17 protein-coding genes are annotated in these 19,242 nt (G+C 67.0%); 10 read left to right on the top strand and 7 right to left on the bottom strand.

All coding sequences use genetic code 11. From position 1 onward, the window contains the following. Positions 1–196: 196 nt before the first annotated feature. Positions 197–1,387, bottom strand: a complete 1,191-nt coding sequence (locus AC07O3_RS04140; protein ID WP_495338641.1) for an acyl-CoA dehydrogenase family protein — start codon at positions 1,385–1,387, stop codon at positions 197–199. Further along, positions 1,384–2,568, bottom strand: coding sequence for an FMNH2-dependent alkanesulfonate monooxygenase (gene ssuD / locus AC07O3_RS04135; RefSeq protein ID WP_426393132.1), 1,185 nt, complete (start codon positions 2,566–2,568; stop codon positions 1,384–1,386). The genes AC07O3_RS04140 and ssuD overlap by 4 nt, the downstream gene beginning before the upstream one ends. Before the next feature lie 199 nt (positions 2,569–2,767). On the opposite strand from ssuD, the gene AC07O3_RS04130 reads away from it, so the two are divergent. Then, positions 2,768–4,012, top strand: a complete 1,245-nt coding sequence (locus tag AC07O3_RS04130; RefSeq protein ID WP_373423595.1) for an acyl-CoA dehydrogenase family protein — start codon at positions 2,768–2,770, stop codon at positions 4,010–4,012. Further along, on the top strand, positions 4,009–5,142 hold the full coding sequence (locus AC07O3_RS04125; RefSeq protein WP_495338640.1) for a sigma-54 interaction domain-containing protein: 1,134 nt from the start codon (positions 4,009–4,011) through the stop codon (positions 5,140–5,142). Before AC07O3_RS04130 ends, AC07O3_RS04125 begins: the two co-directional genes overlap by 4 nt. Here AC07O3_RS04125 and AC07O3_RS04120 read toward each other — a convergent pair. The 4 genes from AC07O3_RS04120 to AC07O3_RS04105 all read right to left on the bottom strand — a co-directional run bounded on the left by AC07O3_RS04120 (position 5,111) and on the right by AC07O3_RS04105 (position 9,222). After that, positions 5,111–5,545 (bottom strand): hypothetical protein, encoded by a 435-nt coding sequence (locus AC07O3_RS04120; RefSeq protein WP_435461409.1) that lies wholly within the window; start codon positions 5,543–5,545, stop codon positions 5,111–5,113. The genes AC07O3_RS04125 and AC07O3_RS04120 overlap by 32 nt on opposite strands. A gap of 98 nt (positions 5,546–5,643) precedes the next feature. After that, on the bottom strand, positions 5,644–7,098 hold the full coding sequence (locus tag AC07O3_RS04115) for an N-acyl-D-amino-acid deacylase family protein (RefSeq protein ID WP_495338639.1): 1,455 nt from the start codon (positions 7,096–7,098) through the stop codon (positions 5,644–5,646). Between the two features lie 23 nt (positions 7,099–7,121). After that, positions 7,122–8,237 carry a DSD1 family PLP-dependent enzyme gene (locus AC07O3_RS04110; protein WP_495338638.1) on the bottom strand — a complete coding sequence of 372 codons (1,116 nt, stop codon included), beginning with the start codon at positions 8,235–8,237 and terminating at the stop codon, positions 7,122–7,124. A gap of 13 nt (positions 8,238–8,250) precedes the next feature. Then, a complete protein-coding gene (locus AC07O3_RS04105) occupies positions 8,251–9,222 on the bottom strand; it encodes a Bug family tripartite tricarboxylate transporter substrate binding protein (RefSeq protein WP_495338637.1) in 972 nt (323 codons plus the stop codon). A gap of 163 nt (positions 9,223–9,385) precedes the next feature. Here AC07O3_RS04105 and AC07O3_RS04100 point away from each other — a divergent pair, with 163 nt between their 5' ends. The 3 genes from AC07O3_RS04100 (at position 9,386) to AC07O3_RS04090 (ending at position 12,750) form a co-directional block, all read left to right on the top strand. Continuing rightward, positions 9,386–10,282: a LysR substrate-binding domain-containing protein gene (locus AC07O3_RS04100; RefSeq protein ID WP_440531525.1), complete on the top strand. Its 897-nt coding sequence runs from the start codon at positions 9,386–9,388 to the stop codon at positions 10,280–10,282. An 81-nt stretch (positions 10,283–10,363) separates the two neighbouring features. After that, positions 10,364–12,037 carry an AAA family ATPase gene (locus tag AC07O3_RS04095; protein ID WP_495338636.1) on the top strand — a complete coding sequence of 558 codons (1,674 nt, stop codon included), beginning with the start codon at positions 10,364–10,366 and terminating at the stop codon, positions 12,035–12,037. Continuing rightward, positions 12,034–12,750 carry an alpha/beta hydrolase gene (locus tag AC07O3_RS04090; protein WP_495338635.1) on the top strand — a complete coding sequence of 239 codons (717 nt, stop codon included), beginning with the start codon at positions 12,034–12,036 and terminating at the stop codon, positions 12,748–12,750. The genes AC07O3_RS04095 and AC07O3_RS04090 overlap by 4 nt, the downstream gene beginning before the upstream one ends. A gap of 28 nt (positions 12,751–12,778) precedes the next feature. Here AC07O3_RS04090 and AC07O3_RS04085 read toward each other — a convergent pair whose 3' ends face one another. Further along, on the bottom strand, positions 12,779–13,180 hold the full coding sequence (locus tag AC07O3_RS04085; protein WP_495338634.1) for a hypothetical protein: 402 nt from the start codon (positions 13,178–13,180) through the stop codon (positions 12,779–12,781). A 337-nt stretch (positions 13,181–13,517) separates the two neighbouring features. Here AC07O3_RS04085 and AC07O3_RS04080 point away from each other — a divergent pair, with 337 nt between their 5' ends. Genes AC07O3_RS04080 through AC07O3_RS04060 form a run of 5 tightly spaced genes read left to right on the top strand, consistent with a single transcriptional unit; the run spans position 13,518 to position 19,240 of the window. Continuing rightward, positions 13,518–13,922, top strand: coding sequence for a type IV pilin protein (locus tag AC07O3_RS04080; RefSeq protein WP_097199288.1), 405 nt, complete (start codon positions 13,518–13,520; stop codon positions 13,920–13,922). After that, entirely contained in the window at positions 13,916–14,476 is a 561-nt protein-coding gene (locus tag AC07O3_RS04075; protein WP_093173658.1) for a type IV pilus modification PilV family protein, read from the top strand. The genes AC07O3_RS04080 and AC07O3_RS04075 overlap by 7 nt, the downstream gene beginning before the upstream one ends. Further along, on the top strand, positions 14,473–15,600 hold the full coding sequence (locus tag AC07O3_RS04070) for a PilW family protein (protein WP_093058387.1): 1,128 nt from the start codon (positions 14,473–14,475) through the stop codon (positions 15,598–15,600). Before AC07O3_RS04075 ends, AC07O3_RS04070 begins: the two co-directional genes overlap by 4 nt. Beyond that, positions 15,597–16,169, top strand: a complete 573-nt coding sequence (locus AC07O3_RS04065; RefSeq protein ID WP_093058386.1) for a hypothetical protein — start codon at positions 15,597–15,599, stop codon at positions 16,167–16,169. Before AC07O3_RS04070 ends, AC07O3_RS04065 begins: the two co-directional genes overlap by 4 nt. Beyond that, entirely contained in the window at positions 16,169–19,240 is a 3,072-nt protein-coding gene (locus tag AC07O3_RS04060) for a pilus assembly protein (RefSeq protein ID WP_495338633.1), read from the top strand. The genes AC07O3_RS04065 and AC07O3_RS04060 overlap by 1 nt, the downstream gene beginning before the upstream one ends. The last annotated feature ends 2 nt before the right edge of the window (positions 19,241–19,242 follow it).

Here is a 19,242-nt window from a genome sequence, read left to right as displayed (position 1 = left end):
CGGGTAGGTTGCTGATGGGTCAGCAGTTCCGCAGCGATAGTTGTTTGGGGTAGATCGGTATGCGGCCGTCGCATGAACGCCAGGCAGCAATCCGATGAAAAATCTGCTTCCCCTGCAGCAGGGTGATGTGCGCGTTGGAAAGCACAACGGGCCTGCGACGCGAAGCCGCAGGCCCGTTGCAAGGCAATGCCGAAGTTCAGGAATAGAAGCTGGGTTGCGGCACGCGCGCATTGAGCGCCCAGTCGCCGAGTTCGCGCAGCTTGTAGTCGACCGGATCGTGCAGCGTGTGCACGCGCAGGTTGCGCCAGTAGCGGTCCAGGCGCAGCGCGGCAGTGGTGGCGCGCGCGCCCGTCACCTCGAACATGCGGTGCGCCACCTCGAGGCTCGCGCGTGTGCTCGCGACCTTGGCTGCGGCAACAGCAACAGCCACCTGCCCGCGCTCGTGCTCATCGAGCGAAGTGCCACGCAGCCACGCCTGATCGAAGGCCGCGGCCGCATGGTCCAGCAGCATGCGGGCGCCTTGCAGCGCGAGCCAGAAATCGCCGTAGTGCGTGAGCACGTAAGGATCTTCGTTTGCCGCCGAAGCCGTCGAGAACAGCCAGGGCCGGCCTTGCTGCAGCGTGAACGACCTCGCCTCTTCGAGCGCGCCCTCCCCCAGGCCGAGGTAGATGTTCGCGAGGATCAGTTGCGCAAGCAGCGGGCGCAGGCAGGCGAACGGCGTCGAGAGCGGGCCGGGGTCGAGCAGCAGTTCATTCGTCTCGACGCGCACGCCATCGAACACCACGCTGCCGCTGTCGGTCTGGCGCTGGCCCATGTTGTCCCAGTCGCCCTGCACCGCAATGCCGGCGCGCCCCGTGGGCACGACGCCAATCAGCAGGCGATCGTTCGTGTCGAGGGCCGAGGCGAGCAGCATGTCGGAGTCGCTGGCACCGGAGCAGAAGCTCTTGCGGCCCGAGAACACATAGCCCCCGTCGACGGCTTGCGCGCGCGTGGACTTGTCGAGCGGGTTCAACGCATTGCCCCAGAACCAGCGCTGCGCGCGGGTCTGTTCGATCCACGGCTGCCACTGCCCGCGTTGCGCGAAGAGCTGCGTGGTCGCGAGCAGCAGATGATGAAAGGCGAACAGGTGCGCCACCGAGCTGTCGACACGCGCAAAGCCGCGCACCACGTCGAGCGTCTGCTGCCAACTCGCGCCCAGGCCGCCGAGTTCGGTCGGCACGCTGAGCATCAGCAGGCCGCTGCCCCGCAGCAGGTCGCGTTCGGCCTTGGGCGTGCCGCCGCGCTGGTCGCGCTCGACGGCGGTCTGCGCCAATGTCTGCGCGACGCGCTGCGCGGTCGCATGCCACGGCACGACTTCGTCGCCGGCCTCCGCGGAGAAATGCTTCATGCGGCGGCCTTCTCGGGCACGGGCACAGACAGGGGCGCCTGCAGAGCCTGCGAAGGCGGCGGCACGATGTCGTTGGCAATGACCTCACCGAAAGGGCCGGTGATGTTGGCTTGCCCCGCCGGGCGCGCATGGTCGAGCGGCAGCAGCGGAAACAGCAGCTCGGCCACGCGATAGGCCTCCTCAAGATGCGGATAGCCCGAGAAGATGAAAGTCTCCACGCCGAGTGCCGCGTATTCCTTGATGCGCGCCGCCACCTCTTCGGGGCTGCCCACCAGCGCCGTGCCCGCGCCGCCGCGCACCAGGCCCACGCCGGCCCACAGGTTGGGCGACACCTCCAGCCTGTCGCGCCGCCCGCCGTGCAATGCGGCCATGCGCTGCTGGCCTACCGAGTCGAAGCGCGAGAAGGCCTTCTGAGCGGCGGCGATGGTGTCGTCGGTCACATAGGAAATGAGTTCGTCGGCGGCGCGCCAGGCCGCCTCGCTGGTCTCGCGCACGATCACATGCAGCCGGATGCCGAAGCGCAGCGTGCGGCCATGCTCTGCCGCCGCGGCGCGGGCCTTCGCGATCTTGTCGGCCACATCGGCCGGCGGCTCGCCCCAGGTGAGGTACACGTCGACCTGCTCGCCCGCAAGTGCGATTGCTGCGTCCGACGAGCCGCCGAACCACAGGGGCGGATAGGGCTTCTGCACAGGCGGATAGAGCGTCTTGGCGTTCTCCACGCGCAGGTGCTTGCCCGAGAAGTTGACGGTCTCGCCAGCCGCAACGCCGCGCCAGATGCGCAGGAATTCATCGGTGACCTCGTAGCGCTCGGCATGCGTCAGGAAGCTGCCGTCGCCATGTTGTTCATCGGGGTCGCCGCCGGTCACCACGTTGATGAGCAGGCGGCCATCGGAAAAGCGGTCGAGCGTCGCGGCCTGGCGCGCGGAGACCGTCGGCGAAATGATGCCGGGACGGATCGCCACCAGGAACTTGAGCCGCTCGGTCTGTGCCGCGAGCGACGAAGCGACCACCCACGAGTCTTCGCAGGAACGCCCCGTGGGAATCAGCACGCCTTCGTAGCCCAGTTCGTCGGCGGCCTGTGCCACTTGCCGCAGGTATCGATGGCTCACGGTGCGTGCGCCGCGGGAGGTGCCGAGGTAGCGGCTGTCGCCGTGCGTGGGAAGAAACCAGAAAAGTTGCATGAGGCGGTTCAGCAGTTAGCGTGCCAGTCGACCTGCCTGTGGGAACGCGCCGAAACGCGCGATTTGTGCTGCTCCAGCAGCAGCGGAACACCACATCTGCTGCGCGCGGCGCATTGCCCGCCCGCACTGCTGCCATGGAAGCAAAACAAGGATCGATATACGCATCGCATCGTTGGCCGGGCGCTTGCGCGCCGCCAACATGCTGCTGGCGCAGCAACCGTGCTGCCTGCACATACCGAGGCCTTGTGTGAGTTCAGTGAGTTCCGTTCTTTCCATTCCTGCTTCCGAATCCCATCGCGACATCGCCCGCGAGCTGATGCAGCGCTTCGCGGCCACCGCGGTGGAGCGCGACGAGCGCGGTGGCACGCCGAAGGCCGAGCGCGATGCCCTGCGTGAAAGCGGCCTGCTCGCCTTGAGCATCCCGTCCGAATTCGGCGGCGGCGGTGCTGACTGGCGCGAGACGCTCGACGTCGTGCGCCTGCTCGCGCAGGCCGATAGTTCGCTCGCGCATGTGTTCGGCTTTCATCATCTGATGCTCGCCACGGTGCGCCTCTTCGCGCGGCCCGTGCAATGGCAGCCATGGTTCGAGCAGACCGCGCGCCGCCGGTGGTTCTGGGGCAACGCCCTCAACCCGCTGGACGACCGCACGGTGTCCAGCGCGCACGAGGGCTGGCGCGAGTTCACCGGGCAGAAGAGCTTCTGCTCGGGCGCGCTCGATTCCGAAATGCTGATCGCCTCGGCGCGCGAGGAAGGCAGTGGCGCCTTCATCGTCGCGGCGGTACCCACCGGCCGCTCGGGCATCTTCGTCGCGCCCGACTGGAACAACATCGGCCAGCGCCAGACCGACAGCGGCAGCGTGACCTTCGAGAAGGTGCGCGTCGAGCAGCACGAGGTGCTGGCCGATCCGGGCCCGCTCTCGACGCCCTTCGCCTGCCTGCGGCCGCTGGTGTCGCAACTCGTGCTGGCCAACATCTACCTCGGCATTGCGGAGGCGGCCTTCAACGATGCAAGGCATTACACGCTGCACGAGTCGCGCCCGTGGCATACGGCTCATGTGTCGCAGATGCACGAGGACCCCTATGTGCTCGGCCACTACGGCGACTTCTGGGTCGGCCTGGAGAGCGTGCGCGTGCTGGCCGACCGCGCGGCCGACCGGCTCGACGCGGCATGGCGGCTCGGCCCCGCGTTGACCGAGGCCGAGCGCGGCGACGTCGCGGTGGCCGTGGCCACCGCGAAGGTCGCGGCGACAAACACGGGGCTGGACATCTGTACGCGCATGTTCGACGTGGCCGGCGCGCGTGCCACGCATGGCGGCCTGCGCCTTGACCGCCACTGGCGCAACCTGCGCACCCAGACCTTGCATGACCCCGTGGCCTACAAACTGCGCGAGCTCGGCGAATGGGCCCTCAAGCAGCAATACCCCGTACCGACCTTCTACTCATGACCGCCTTCACCCGCCCTCTCGCTGTGCTGCCGCCGGCCGACGCCTCCCCCGCATCGGACGAGGACTGGGATGCCCCCACCCTGCTGACGCTGCCCAACCCGCGCAAGCTCACCACCTCGATCCGCGCCACGGCCCAGGTGTTCCAGGATCCGCGCTCGGCTGCGCTGCTCGAACGTGTGCGCATGGTGGCGCCCAGCGATGCCAACGTGCTCATCATCGGGGAGACCGGCACCGGCAAGGAGCTGATCGCGCGCCACGTACACGACCTGAGCCGCCGCAGCAGCCGGCCTTTCGTGGCTGTGAACTGCGGTGCCTTCTCCGAGAGCCTGGTCGAGAGCGAGCTCTTCGGCCACGAGAAAGGCGCCTTCACCGGCGCGTTCTCGGCCAAGTCGGGCTGGTTCGAGGCGGCCAACGGCGGCACGCTGTTCCTCGACGAGATCGGCGACCTGCCACTGTCGATCCAGGTCAAGCTGCTGCGCGTGCTGCAGGAGCGCGAGGTGGTGCGGCTGGGATCGCGCAAGAGTGTGCCCATCGACGTGCGCGTGGTGGCCGCGACCAATGTGCGGCTGCAGGACGCGGTGGCTGCCGGCAACTTCCGCGAAGACCTGTTCTACCGGCTGCACGTGGTGCACCTTGCGCTGCCGACGCTGCGCGAGCGGCCCGGCGACATTCTTCCGCTGGCGCGGCATTTCATCGAGGAGTACCGCCAGCGGCTGGGCTACGGCGCGGTGCGGCTCGATACGAGCGCCGAACAGAAGCTCTCCGAGCACGCCTGGCCCGGCAACATCCGCGAGCTGGAGAACGTGATTCACCACGCGCTGCTGATCTGCCAGCACGGCGTGCTGGGCGCGGAGCATCTGCATCTGTCCTCGTTGAACATCCAGAGGCGTCCAGCCGAGAGCGAGGTCTCCGCGCACGCCACGCCGCGGCAAGCGCTGGAGACGGTACTGCGCGAGCTGTTCAACGAGCCTCACGAACAGATGTTCGAACTGATCGAGGACACCGTGATGCGCACCGCCTTCGAGTTCTGCCACCGCAATCAAGTGCAGGCGGCCAGGCTGCTTGGGATCAGCCGCAACATCCTGCGCTCCAGGCTCATCAAGAGTCGGGAGATTTCCGCGTTGAAGTAGTCCCCGGACCGGTTCGGTCTTTCGCAGCATTGCGGTCATCGCGTTGCCGTTGTCGATGCTCAGGGCCGTGCATTGAAGGCAGTCGCCAGCGCAGCAGCCTGGAGGTGAAGGACCGTGGAGCCAATGCGACCAGTGCGTCCAGATGGTTCAATGACCCGCCGGGTGGCGGCGCTGCAAGTCGCGCGGCCGAGAGTGCTGCAACGTTGATCTTCGAGGTCAGGCTTTGCGACGGCGAGCGCCCGGTGGCTTCGTTGATCCAGGCGCCCCCTGTCTGTGGGTCGATGTGGTGGCAGATGTATCGGGTCGTGGTCTTGGGCCAGAAGAGGCGCCCGATCGAAACGGTCGCGATCAGGCCCGTGCCGCCGTGCTCAGTCGAAAATTCAACGTTGATCGAGGTTGCCATCGAGCCACCATTCTTTTCTGATGTGTTGGCATCGGATTGTCAGGTGTGCCAGCCCGCTTGCGGAAGAAAGGCTCGGCGCGCGCTGCTCAGCCCGCCGTCTACGGCACTTCGCGCGCCAGCACCCGCCCCGGCCGCGCGCCCGTCGACCCGCCATCGCGCCACACGATCGCACCATTGACGATCACCGCCTCGATGCCATGGGCCGGTGCAATGGGCGCTTCGTACGTGGCGGCTTCGCCCACCGTGTCTGCATCGAACAGGGCCAGGTCGGCAAATGCGCCTTCCTTCAGCACGCCGCGGTCCTTCAGGCCGAAGTTCTTTGCGGTCAGTCCGGTCATCTTGTAGATCGCGGTTTCCAGCGGGAACAGCCCGAGCAGGCGCCCGTAGTGACCCAGCACGCGCGGAAAGCTGCCCCACAGCCGCGGATGCGGCGCGGCATCGTGCGGCAGGCCGTCGGAGCCGATCATGGTCTGGTCGAACTTCAGGATGCGCTGCACGTCGGCCTCGTCCAGCCTGAAGTAGATACCGCCGGCGGGACTGAGGCGCCGGATTGCCTCTTCTTCGGTAACGCCCATTTCCTTTGCGATGACGTCCAGGTCGCGGCCGGCATGTTCGGGCAGCGATTTCGACCAGCTCACGATCACGCGCGAAGAGCTTGCCGCCCGGTCCGCCGACAGGATGGTGGAGCCTGCCGTGTAGGGGTAGCAGTCCAGGCAGATCGGCTGCTTGGCCATGTTCTTTTCGATGAACGACAGCGCCTCTTCCGACCGGCCATGGTTCGCCGGCCCCACCACCTTCATGTGCGAGATCACCACCTGCACCCCGACTTCGCGGCCGACGCGAAAGGTTTCTTCGAGCGAGTCGATCACCTGGTCAGCCTCGTTGCGCATGTGGGTGCAATACACGCCGTTGAATTCCTTCAGCGGACGGCAGGTTTCGATCACCTCCTCGGTGGGCGCTGCAATCGACGGTTCGTAGAACAGGCCGGTGGACACGCCGATGGCGCCGGCCTGCAGCGCCTCCTGCACCAGTTCGCGCATGCGGGCGATCTGTTCCTGCGTCGCCGGCAGTCCGAGGTCGTCCAGCGTCGCAACCCGCAAGGTGGTGTGGCCCACCAGCAAGGCGCAGTTGGTCGCGGCTGGCTTGGAGCGCAGTTCCTCGATGTACGAGGCGAAGGTGGGAAAGGAGAACCAGTCGCCCTGCTCGTCGAGCAAGTTCAGCGGTGGCGTGACCGGTTGCGTGATGCCGCCCGGCATCGGCGCCAGCGAAATGCCGCAGTTGCCCGCGATCACCGTGGTGATGCCCTGGCTGACCTTGGGCGCCATGTCGGGGTTGGACAGCATGAGGCGGTCGTCGTGGGTGTGGGCGTCGATGAAGCCGGGCGCCGCGACGCACCCTGCCCGGTCGATCTCCACCTCGCCGTGCGCTGCGGACAGATCGCCGATGCGTGCGATGCGGTCGCCGCGAATGCCGATGTCGCCCGTGAAGCGAGGCGCGCCGGTGCCGTCGACGATGCTTGCGTTGCGGATCAGAAGGTCGAATTTTTCCTGCATCGATTGCCTTGGATTGAAAGGAGTTAAAGCAGCGCGCCGCGAGCGGCGATCGGCCACAGGGCTTCCACCCGCTCGCCGCGCACGCAGATCAGGTCGTCGTAGAGATTGACGGTCGGGTCGCAATGGCCGGGCACCAGCATCAGCTGGTCACCCAGAGAAAGCGCGGCGGCATCGGGCGTGGCCAGCGCACCGTGCTCGTCGGCGGCTTTCACGTAGCGCAGGTCGGGCCGCTGCCACACGGTGGGCATGCCCGAGTCCACGCTGGAGGCCTTGAGGCCCGCGTCGACGATGGCACGCTCGGGCGTGGCGCGGCTCATGACGGTGGTGCGCACGAACAGGGCATGCTCGAACGCGATGTCGTGCTCGCCACGCTGGTTGTCGCCGTAGTCGCGATCCATGAAGACGTAGGAGCCGGCCTGAATTTCGTTGAAGACGCCGGAGTCGCGCTCGTGCAGGAAGCTGCCGGTGCCCGCCCCCGTTACGCGCTCGACGGCGATGCCGCAGGCCTCGATGGCGGCGCGGGTCATGCGCGCGGCCTCCGCGGCGGCGGCAATGGCCGCGGCGCGATCCTGCGGCGCTCGCAAGTGCTGGGCCGGCCCGTGATAGCAGTGCAGGCCCATGAAGCGCAGCGGTGCACTGGCCGCGATCTGCTGCGCAAGCCGCACCGCCTCTTCGCCGGGGGCAACGCCACATCGGTTGGCCCCGACGTTGACCTCGACATACGCATCCAGCGTCACGTCCTCAGCCTGCGCTACGGCAACCAGCGCCTGCACCTGTTGCGGGTGATCGACCAGCACGCCCATGCGCGCTTGGCGGGCCAGTGCGGCCAGGCGGCGCAGCTTGGTTTCGCCCATCACCTGGTTGGTGACCAGCACGTCGGCGATGCCGGCTTCGACGAACACGGCCGCCTCGCTAACCTTCTGGCAGCAGATGCCGGCCGCGCCCAGGGCGATCTGGCGCAGGGCGATTTCCGGGGTCTTGTGGCACTTGGCATGGGCGCGCAGGCGCACGCCGCTGCCGCGCAGTGCCTCGGCCATGCGCGCGAGGTTGCGCTCGAAGGCATCGAGGTCGAGCACGAGCGCGGGTGTGTCGATGGCGTCGAGGCGATCGCCGGGCCTTGCGGCTTTCCAGGGAATCATGGTGAGTTGGCCTTCAGTCGATCTTCGCGCCCGAGTCCTTGATGATCTTGGCCCACTTGAGCGTTTCGCGGCGCGACAGCTCGAGGAACTGCTCCGACGTGGCGAAATCGGTCTCGGCGCCCAGCAGCCTGAAGCGCTCGCGCAATGCCGGGTTGGCCAGCGCGGTGCGGATCTCGGCATTGAGGCGCGCCACCACGTCCTTGGGCATGCGGGCCGGCCCGATGATGCCGCCCCAGGCTTCCACCTCGAAGCCCGGCACGCCGGCCTCGGCGATGGTGGGAATGTTCGGATAGGTGGGCGAGCGCTGGCGCGACGAGATGCCCAGCGCCCTCACCTTGCCCGCCTGGGCCTGCGGGCCGGACACCGGCGTGTTGACCATCATGAGCTGCACGCCGCCGCCGATCAGGTCGGTGATGGCCGCCGTTGCGGCCTTGTAGGGCACGTGCAGCATGTCGGTGCCGGTCATGGCCTTGAAGAGCTCGACGCCCAGGTGTGCGGTGGTGCCGTTGCCGTCGGACGCGAAGGCCAGCTTGCCGGGGTTCTTCTTCGCGTAGGCAACGAGCTCGGGCACGGTCTTGACCGGCAGGTCGTTGTTGACGATCAGCAGGTTGGACAGGCGCAGCGTGTTGGCGACCAGCGTCAGGTCTTTCTCGACGTCGTACGGCACGTTGGGCAGCAGCGACCGGTTGGTGGCCAGCGAGACGATGTTGCCGTAGGCCAGCGTGTAGCCGTCGGGCGCGGAATGCACCAGGTCCATGGTGCCGATCGTGTAGGAGCCGCCGGGCTTGTTGTCGACCACGATGGGCACGCCCATCTGCTGCGACAACTGAGCGCCCAGCGCGCGCATCAACGCGTCGGGTGCGCCGCCCGGGGCCGAGGGCACGATCAGGCGGATCGGCTTGTCGGGATAGGCCGCGAGGCCCGGCATCGAAACCGCCGACAGCGCGGCGAGGACGAGAGTACACAGCAAGGCACGTAGACGCATGGCAGAGAACTCCGGCAATGAAGGATCGGTGAGCGGATGATCTGCCCGCGAACCGGGTTGGACAAGCCATGTTTCCTGGGTTTAGCATGAGCTTTCCTCATGCACGAGGCCGGTGCGTATAGGCAGCTCCATCGGTTGCATGCACCAGACTTGCTCTTTTCTCATGAACCATCACGTTCGCGCTCCCTCGACGATGTCCCTGATGTGCCTGGAGGCCAGCGCGCGGCTGCGCTCCTTCACTGCTGCCGCGCAGGAGCTTCGCCTCACGCAAGGTGCGGTGAGCCGGCAGGTGCAGACACTGGAAGACCGGCTCGGCGTAAAGCTCTTCACGCGCCGGCGCGAGGCCCTGGCCCTGACGGACGCGGGCCGCTACTACCTGGGCGAAGTCGGGCCGCTGCTGCAGCGGCTGGAGCGCGCCACCGCCAATGTGATGGCGCTCAAGGGCCGCGGTGGTGAGTTGTCGCTGTCGGTTGGCGCCTCGGTCGGCAGCTACTGGCTGATTCCGCGCCTGCCCGGGTTCACGCGCGACCATGGAGAGATCACGCTCAACCTGGGCACGCGCGTGGGGCCGGTGGACTTCAGCGCCACGCCGGTCGATGCGTCGCTGGAGTTCGGCGACGGCCAGCGGCCGGGCCTGCGCAGCGAGTTCGTGCTGCCGCTGGACCTCTCGCCCTACGCGGCGCCGGCCTGGATCGCCGAGCACGGCAAGGCGGTCGATGCGAACACGCCGCGCTCGGCGCTGATCCACCACCAGACCCTGCCCGGCGCGTGGGACGAATGGTTCGCACGCGAAGGCATCGTGGGCGAGGCAGGACGCGAAGGGCCGCGCTACGACATCATGTCGATGGCCCTCAACGCCTCGCTGGCCGGCATGGGCGTGGCGCTGTTGCCGCCCTACATGAGCGACGAGTCGGTGGCGTCGGGGCGCCTGCGGCGGCTGTCGCGCCGCAAATGGCGCTATGCCAAGGGCTACTACCTCGTGTATCCGGAAGAGTCGGCGCAGATGCAGTCGCTGCAGGTCTTCAGGCAATGGCTGCTGGCGCAGGTGAACGACTCCTAGCGTCCTGCCGCCGGTCTTGACCCAGGTCAAGCGCCAGGCCCTACCTCGTGGCTAGCATCGAAGGCGACACGAGGAGACACCGTGGAACTCGAGATACCGGAGATGCTGGCCGCTGCGCTGCAGGGTCAGGTTGGCGCGCAAACGCCGCTTGGCCTTCAACTGGGTGGGCTTGGCGCCGGCAGCGGTGTGCGCGTCGTGTCCAGTTGCCATTTCGACGGCCACTCGCTCAACCTGCTCTTCCAGCTGGGCCTGGCTGCCGGCTCACGCGACCTGGTGTTCCAGTTGCTCGCGCTGGACAACCTCAACGGCGAACCGCCCGCTAAGCCCATCTCCAGCCTGGAGTCGATGGTCCCGGCGTTGACCGAGTGGCTCGCGCGTGACCTGATCGATGGCTGGCTCTACCAGCGCGGCAAGGACGGCGTACTGCTGCCCTGGCTGGTCCATGCAGTGCGCCTTGTGCAACCGGCGGACAACGAGGCTTACGTGCTGGTGGGCCTGCTGGCCAACACGCTGCAGGCCACCGGCCGCGAGCCGCCCTCCGAACCGCGCTTGCGTTTCGCGGGCATGACCTGGGGCCTGAGCTTCTACGCGGAAGACCTGCCCGGCCGCACGCTGGCCGGCCTCTTTGCCGACCACGGCTTCCACAAGGAGTGCGCCGAGTTCAGGCGCGAGTACGACAAGCAGGTGGCGTGCTTCACGAAGCTGCAGCCGCAGTTCGGTGCCCAGTTCACTATCGACGGCAGCGCCTGGACGGCCGGCGAAGGCCCTCGGGCAGGCATGGCGTGCCACCGGCTGCCCGAAGGCGCGTTGGCGCGCTGCGTGAACGACGAGGAACTGCTGCAGCGCCGCTTCGACCTGGCTGCCGATCCGCATTACTGGCGCGAGAGTGGTGTCGACAGCGGCTTCGACCGCATTCCCCAGCATTGCTACTTGCACCTGTTCCACCTCGACTGGCACCGCAACATCTGGGTCCATGCGCAGCACGTGCAGGAATACAAGTACCAGCCCGGCCTGCGCGAGCGGCTGGTGCTGCCGCAGGCGCACCGCGACCTGATCGACATCCTCACGGCCGACCGCTGCTTCCTCGTGGAAGACGTGGTGCCGGGCAAGTCGGGCGGCACCACCATCCTGTGCAAGGGTGCGCCGGGCCTGGGCAAGACCCTTACCGCCGAGGTCTATGCGGAAGTGGTCGGCAAGCCGCTGTACCGCGTGCATTCGGGCCAGCTCGGCGTGACGGCCGACTCGGTGGAGGCCAGCCTGACGAAGATCCTTCAGCGCGCCGCGCGCTGGGACTGCGTGCTGCTGTTGGACGAGGCCGACGTGTACATCCGACGACGCGACAACGACCTGCAGCACAACGCCATCGTGGCGGAGTTCCTGCGCACGCTGGAGTACTTCAGCGGCCTGCTGTTCATGACCACCAACCGGGTCGGCGACATCGACGAGGCAATCCTGTCGCGCTGCATCGCGGTGATCGACTACCAACCGCCGGGCCCCGACGACGCGCGCCGGCTCTGGTCCACGCTGTCGATCCAGCTGGGCGTGGAGCTTCCGGGTGCGGTGATCGACAGGCTGGTGGTCGAATATGCCGGCGCCAGCGGCCGCGACATCAAGGAACTGCTCAAGCTCACCAGCAAGTACTGCCGCCGCAAGGAGCTGCCGCTGTCGGCGCAGTCTTTCGCGCAGTGCGCGGTGTTTCGCGGCATTGCCTGTGCCTCTTCACAGGTGTCGTCGCAGGTGGGAGCGATCGAATGATCGACGCCAGCCTGCTGGGCGGCGCGCTGACCGGCCGCATGAGCTTCCGCCCGGGCGCCGCGCCCGTGGCCGCGCCGCTGCTACCCGGCCGCCACGGCCTCTCGTTCGCCGAAGGGCGCGAAGCGGTGCTGGTGGTGCCCGAGGGGCTGCCCACCAATGCACCGTTGCCGCTGCTGGTGATGTTCCACGGCGCGGGCGGCGAGGCCAACCGGGTGCTGCCGCATCTCGTGTCCCATGCGCGTGCGCGGCGCTTTCTTCTGCTGGCCCCGCAGTCGATGTACCCGACGTGGGACATCGTGGTCGGCGGACATGGCCCCGATCTGGAACGGCTCGATGGCACGTTGTCGACGGTTGCCACGCATTTCCGCATCGACCCCGAGCGCCTGGCGTTCGCCGGTTTTTCCGATGGCGGTAGCTACGCCTTGTCTCTCGGCCTGACCAATGGCGACGTGGCCAGCCACGTGATCGGGCTGTCGGCGGGCTTCATGAACACGTTCACGCAGACGGGGAAGCCGCGCGTGTTCCTGGCGCACGGGCGCTCGGACAGCCAGTTGCCGATCGAGACCAGCGCCCACCCGCATGCGCGACGGCTGCTGGAGAGCGGGCACGACCTGACGCTGCAGCCCTTCGACGGCGATCACGTCATCGTGCCGTGGGTGGTCGCGCGGGCGGTCGAGTTCTTCCTCGGGCCTCAGGCGGCGGCACCAGACTGAATCAGAGATGCGTCAATGCCTGGCGGCTTCAGCAGAACGGATCCAGATCTGTGTCGGCTCCGCAAGACGGGCACGTGACTACCAGATTCCGGCCCGGCCGGACTCGCATCCGCTGCTGGCAGCAGTGGCACCGGATCACGATCTTCTCCATGGGCGCTGAATTTGCGGGCTTCAGCGAGTAGACGGAGTACGTGATCTGGTCGTCCACGATGAACTCATTGCTGGAAAGGAAGCCGGCAATGAACCCGTTCACGGGGAAAAGAACGCTCGAGCCGGGGACTTCCGGCCAGAAGAAGCGAGTCGCGGTTTCCGCGGGCGCACGCACCAGGCGCGCCGCGCCTTTCAGCTGAGTCGGCTCGAATTCCAGATACGCGTCGCATGTCTTCCTGACCGCTCGACAGATTCCGGCCAATGGGTCCGGGATCAGCACGCCTGTTCCGTGCCGTTGAGTGCACAACTTGGTCAAGGTTGCGCCTGGGCCAATGTCCGCTCTGAGGACATGCAGGCCGGCACGCAAGCTTTCGAAATTTCTGGTCGGGTTCGGGTCCATTGCTTCAGTTTGCGCACCTCGCGCGGGAACTGAAAGGGGCATTTGTCCTGTTCTTGGCGGGCCCTCCGGCCTGCTTTGGCCTCGACAAAACACCCCTCGAACCACCTATTGCGACGCGTTGCGTCCATGCCGCGAAAGCTAGAAAAAGGTCCGCGGCCAGTTTCAATGTGATAAATTCACATTTATAACAATGTGAAACACTTCTGACGGATCACGGATGAACGAGCCCTCGCACAAGCGCAAAACCGGTGGCTTCACGCTGATCGAACTGATGATCACGGTGGCCATCGTGGCCATCCTGGCGGCTGTCGCGTTACCCAGCTACCGGCAGTACGTCGTGCGATCCAAGCGGTCGGCGGCGCAGGCGCAGATGATGGACATTGCCAACCGGCAGCAGCAGTTCCTCCTTGCAAACCGCAGCTACGCCGATAAGACCGCGCTGACGGCCAGCGGCTATGCGCTGCCGGCGGAAGTCAACAGCAACTACAGCTACGACATCGTCCTGACGACGACCGGCGTCCCCGGTTACACGCTGACCCTGACCCCGATCGGCGGCCAGACCGGCGACGGCGCGCTCACCCTCAACAGCGACGGCGTGAAGACGCCGGCGGAGAAATGGTGAGAAGCGCAGTGAGAAGTGCCCAGCGCGGCGTCAGCCTGCTGGAAGTGCTCGTCACCCTGGTCGTGGTGGCCTTCGGGCTGTTCGGCCTAGTGGGCCTGCAGGCGCGCTTGCAGGCGTCGGAGATGGAGTCGTACCAGCGGTCGCAGGCGCTGATCATGCTGAACGACATGGCCAGCCGTATCGCGATCAATCGCCGGATGGCCTCGAGCTACGTCACCAGCGCCCCGCTGGGCAGCGGCAACACGTGTCCCACTGCCACCGGCACGCGCCAGCAGGTGGACAGCGCCGAGTGGTGCAACGCGTTGCAGGGCGCCGCAGAAACCTCGGGCAGCAGCAGGCTCGGCACAGTGATCGGCGGGCGCGGCTGCGTGCAGGACATGGGCAACAACGAATACCTCGTCACCATCGCCTGGCAGGGCCTGGTGCCGATCAGCGCTCCCCCCGCCGGCGTGGCCTGCGGCAAGGACCTGTATGACACCGCTGGCACGCGCTGCGTGAGCGACATGTGCCGCCGAGCGGTCACCACGCTCGTGCGCATCGGAGCCCTTTCATGAGCCCGTCGCGCAACCGGCAGCGCGGGCTGACGCTGATCGAGCTGATGGTGGCGGTCACCATCATGCTCATCGTGGTGGCGGCCCTGCTCGCGCTGTTCCTGAACGTGAGCAACACCCAGCGCGAAATGGAACGCGTGAACCGCCAGATCGAAAGTGGGCGCCTCAGTGTCTTCGTGCTGGAGAACGAGCTCACCCACGCCGGGTTCTGGGAAAACTACATGCCCCAGTTCGACGACCTGACGGTCAACGGTGTGCCGGAGCACGTGCCAACCGGCACGCCGCCCGACCCCTGCCTGCCCTACTCCCTGGTCAACTGGACCGACGACTACAAGCGCGAGCTGCTCGACTTGCCGGTGCAGAGCTACGAGACCGTGCCTGCCAGCTGCACCGACCTGCTCAAGAACAAGAAGGCCAACACCGACGTCCTCGTGGTGCGGCACGCCGAGACCTGCCTGCCCGGCGCACCCAACTGCGAGGCGGACATCGCCGGCAACCTGTACTTCCAGTCTTCGTTGTGCGGCACGCAGAAGCCTTCGTCTTTCGACCTGTCCACCGCCGGATTCGGCAACATGCTGAAGAAGGACTGCACGACGCCTTCGCCCAAGCGCAAGCTCGTTGCCGACATCTACTACGTGCGCGACTACGCCGATACCGTGGGTGACGGCGTGCCCACGCTGGCGCGCTCGCGCTTCGACTTCGTGGGCGGCGCCCTGGCGCAGCAGCCCCCGGTACCGCTGATCGAGGGCGTCGAGGGGTTCAGGGTCGAGTTCGGGCTGGACACGATCGGCAAGACCAGCGCCGCCGTGAACTACGCCGCGGCCATCGACTGGGCCGATCCGGCGGTCAGGCTGACTCCCGCCAACCGCGGCGACGGCAGCCCCGACGGCAGCTTCGTGCACTGCAGCGTCGCCGCGCCCTGCACTGCCGACCAGCTGGTGAACGTGGTGGCGGTCAAGCTCCATGTGCTCGCGCGCAGCACCGAGGTTTCGCCGGGCCACACCGACACACGCACCTACAACCTGGGCTCCGCCACCCTGGGCCCGTTCAACGATCACTACAAGCGCCACGCGTTTTCCACCACCGTGCGCCTGACCAACGTGACCGGGCGGAGGGAGACGCCATGACTCATACACCGGCCATGCGCCGCCAGCAGGGTGCTGCGCTGCTCATCGGGATGATCATGCTGCTGCTGATCACCCTCACGGTCACCGCGGCGTTCAATCTCAGCAGCTCCAATCTCAAATCGGTAGGCAACCTGCAGACTCGCAACGAAGCCGTTGCCGCGGCCAACCGCGCCATCGAGGAAGTTGCCAGCAGCCTGCTGGCGCCGGATTCCGACGGCACCCCGTCGCTGACGCCGCCCCAGGCCACCGTGAGCCTGGTCGACATCAACAACGACGGCACCACCGACTACACGGTCGTGGTCGCTGCGCCGGTGTGCGTGCGTGCAACCAAGGCCGTCGACACGGGCGGTGGCACCGTGACCGGACCGAGCGGCATCACCGGCGGGGCCTCCAGCAGCGGCTCGGGGCTGTCCACTCTGCCCGATCAATACAACTCGGTCTGGGACATCAGCACCACCGTGACCGATGCCACCAGCGGCACCACCACCGCCGTGCGCCAGGGGGTGCGAGCGCTGCTCAACAAGGCGCAGTTCGAAGCGCTGTGCAATACGACCGGGCCGACACCATGATGACAAAGAAACTCTTCGCACCACTGTGCGCCGCCGCCCTGCTTGCCTTGCCGTTGAGCCAGGCGCGAGCCGAGGACATCGACCTTTTCGTGGGCTACAACCAGGCCGCCACCCAGGCGCCCAATGTGCTGTTCGTGCTGGACAACACGGCCAACTGGAATCAGCCGTTCACGGCCGAGATCACCGCGCTGGCGAAAGCCTTCGAAAGCCTGCCGTCCAACAAATTCAAGGTCGGCCTGATGATGTTCACCGAGACCGGTGGCGGCAACTCCAACTCCGATGGAGGCTATGTGCGCGCTGCGGTGCGCACGCTGGACGACGGCACCAAGGTCAAGTACGGCGCGCTCATCCGCAGCCTGAACAAGCTCGACGACAAGTCCAATGGCGGCAAGGCCGGCAAGACCATGGCCGAGGTCTACCGCTACCTGGCCAGCGGCGCCCCGATCGCCGGCAACAACAAGCTGAAGGCCGACTACAGCGGCAGCGTCTACGGCACCGCCGCGTCGAAGGCCGTGTACGCGCTGCCGCGCAACGCGCTGAACGCGGTGAACAGCACCACCTACGTGGGCCCCAGCACCGAAAACTGCATTGGCACGTACGTCATCTACATCAGCAACGGCGCCGCGCAGGACAACACCAGCGACAGCAAGACCTCCGCGGACGCCCTGCTCGCCGCAGGCGGCAGCACCACTTCTATCGTGCTGAGCCCCAGCGGCTCGCAGGACAACACAGCCGACGAATGGGCGCGGTTCCTGCAGACCAGCATGGGCGTCAAGGTCTACACGGTCGAGGCTGCCAAAGCCACCGGCGGCCAGGGCCCAGGCTGGAGCGCACTGCTCAAGAGCATGGCCACCCAGAGCAAGGGGGAGTACTACGACATTTCGTCCGATCCCGACCTGGGCGCTTCGCTGGGTGCGGCGCTCGATGACATCTTCAGCAAGATCCAGTCGGTCAACAGCGTGTTTTCTTCGGTGAGCCTGCCGGTGAGCGTGAATACGCAGGGCACCTACCTGAACCAGGTGTTCGTCGGCATGTTCCGCCCCGACCAGGACGCGCTGCCGCGCTGGAACGGCAACCTCAAGCAATACAAGCTGGGCCTGGACAGCAGCAGCCAGCTCGTCCTGCAGGACGCTGCCGGCGCCAACGCGGTGAACAACCAGACCGGCTTCGTTGCGCCCTGCGCGCGCAGCTACTGGACGCCGCTGCCGAGCGACACCGACGCTTACTGGAGCTTCCGCCCCTCCGGCGACTGCCTCGGCAAGGAGGCGGCCGACAGCCCGGACGGCAACGTGGTCGAGAAAGGCGCGCAGGGCTACATGCTGCGCCGCCTCGCGGTGGCCAGCCGCAACATGAAGACCTGTGCACCCGGCGCCTGCTCTGCGCTCACCAGCTTCGCCGACGGCAACGGCAGCATCACGCAGGCGGCTTTGGGTGTGGCGAGCGCCACCGACCGCACCAACCTGATCAACTGGGTCCGCGGCGCCGACAACAAGGGCGACGAGCGCACCGACGCCAGCGGCAACCCCCTTACCTCCACCAGCATGCGCCCCTCGGTGCACGGCGACGTGGTGCACTCGCGCCCCGTGGCCATCAACTACGGCACCGATGCCGTGCCCCAGGTGGTGGTTTTCTACGGCGGCAACGACGGCGTGCTGCGCGCCGTCAACGGCAACCGCAGCACGGCCATCGGTTCGGCTGCGGCAGGCGATGAGCTGTGGTCTTTCGTGCCGCCCGAGTTCTACGGCAGCCTCAAGCGGCTTTACGACAACAGCACGCGCATCAATTTCCCCGGCCTGCTGGTTACCACCGGCAGCATGGCGCCCAAGCCCTACGGCATGGACGGCGCGGTAGCTGCCTACCGGCAGGGCACCACCACCGCCTGGCTGTTCGCGAGCATGCGCCGCGGCGGCCGGTTGATCTACGCCTTCGACGTGTCCGATCCCGCTGCGCCCAGCCTCAAGTGGCGCAAGGGCTGCCCGAACCAGGACAACGACACCGGCTGCGACACCGGCATGGACGGCATCGGCCAGACCTGGTCGGCGCCCAAGGTTGTCAAGTCGACCGGCTATGGCGCCGGCAACAGTCCGATGCTGGTGTTCGGCGGCGGCTACGACAAGTGCGAGGACGTCGACACCAACTCGGCCGCCCAGGCTTGCGGCACGGGCACCAAGGGCAACCGCATCTACGTGCTCGATGCGGCCACCGGCGCGCAGCTCAACAGCTTCGTCACCGACCGCGCCGTGGCGGGCGAAGTCACCATCGTCAGCGACAGCCTCGGCCTGGCGCGGATCGCCTACGCGGCCGACCTGGGCGGCAACGTCTACCGGATCACCATCGGCGACGCGACGCCGGGCAGCTGGAGCATGACGAAGATCGCCTCGCTCGGCTGCGATACGGTGAGCACCTGCACGCCCAACCGCAAGTTCATGTTCGGGCCGGACGTGGTCCTGGACAACGGCGTGTACGTGATCCTGCTGGGCTCCGGCGATCGCGAGAAGCCGTTGCGCTACTACAACTCCGCGCTCGGCGTGGCCAACCGCTTCTACATGCTGGTGGACAAGCCCACCGACACCGCCTGGCTGAGCTCCGAATCGGACCATTGCAACAGCACCCCCGTGCTGTGCCACGCCTCCCTGCAGGCCATCACCACCACGGCGACCCCCACGGCCACCGACCTTGCGAGCAAGAAGGGCTGGTATCTGGCCCTGGCCCCGGGCGAGCAGGTTGTGACCGCTTCGGTGACGGCCTACGGCATCACCACCTTCAACACGCACACGCCTACCAACCCAAGCGTGCAGCAGTCGTGCCGCGCCGACCTGGGCACCGCCAACGTCTACAACGTGTCGTATGCCAACGCTGCGCCCCAGGACAGCAACGGGCGGTTCCAGAACGTGGTGGGCGGCGGCCTGGCACCCTCGCCCGTGGTGGGCCGGGTCCAGCTGGACGACGGCAGCATTCGCGACGTGGTGATCGGCGCCAGGCCCGACTCCTTCCTGAGCCCCAAGGGCGCCACCCCCAAGTCGGCGTTCAAGCAGCCCAAGGGGCGGGTCTACTGGTTCATCCAGAAATAGGC

Source organism: Variovorax sp. GW821-FHT09D05, assembly GCF_059416325.1.
Note: the sequence above shows the minus strand (reverse complement) of the source record. Positions and strands in the feature narration are given on the sequence as shown.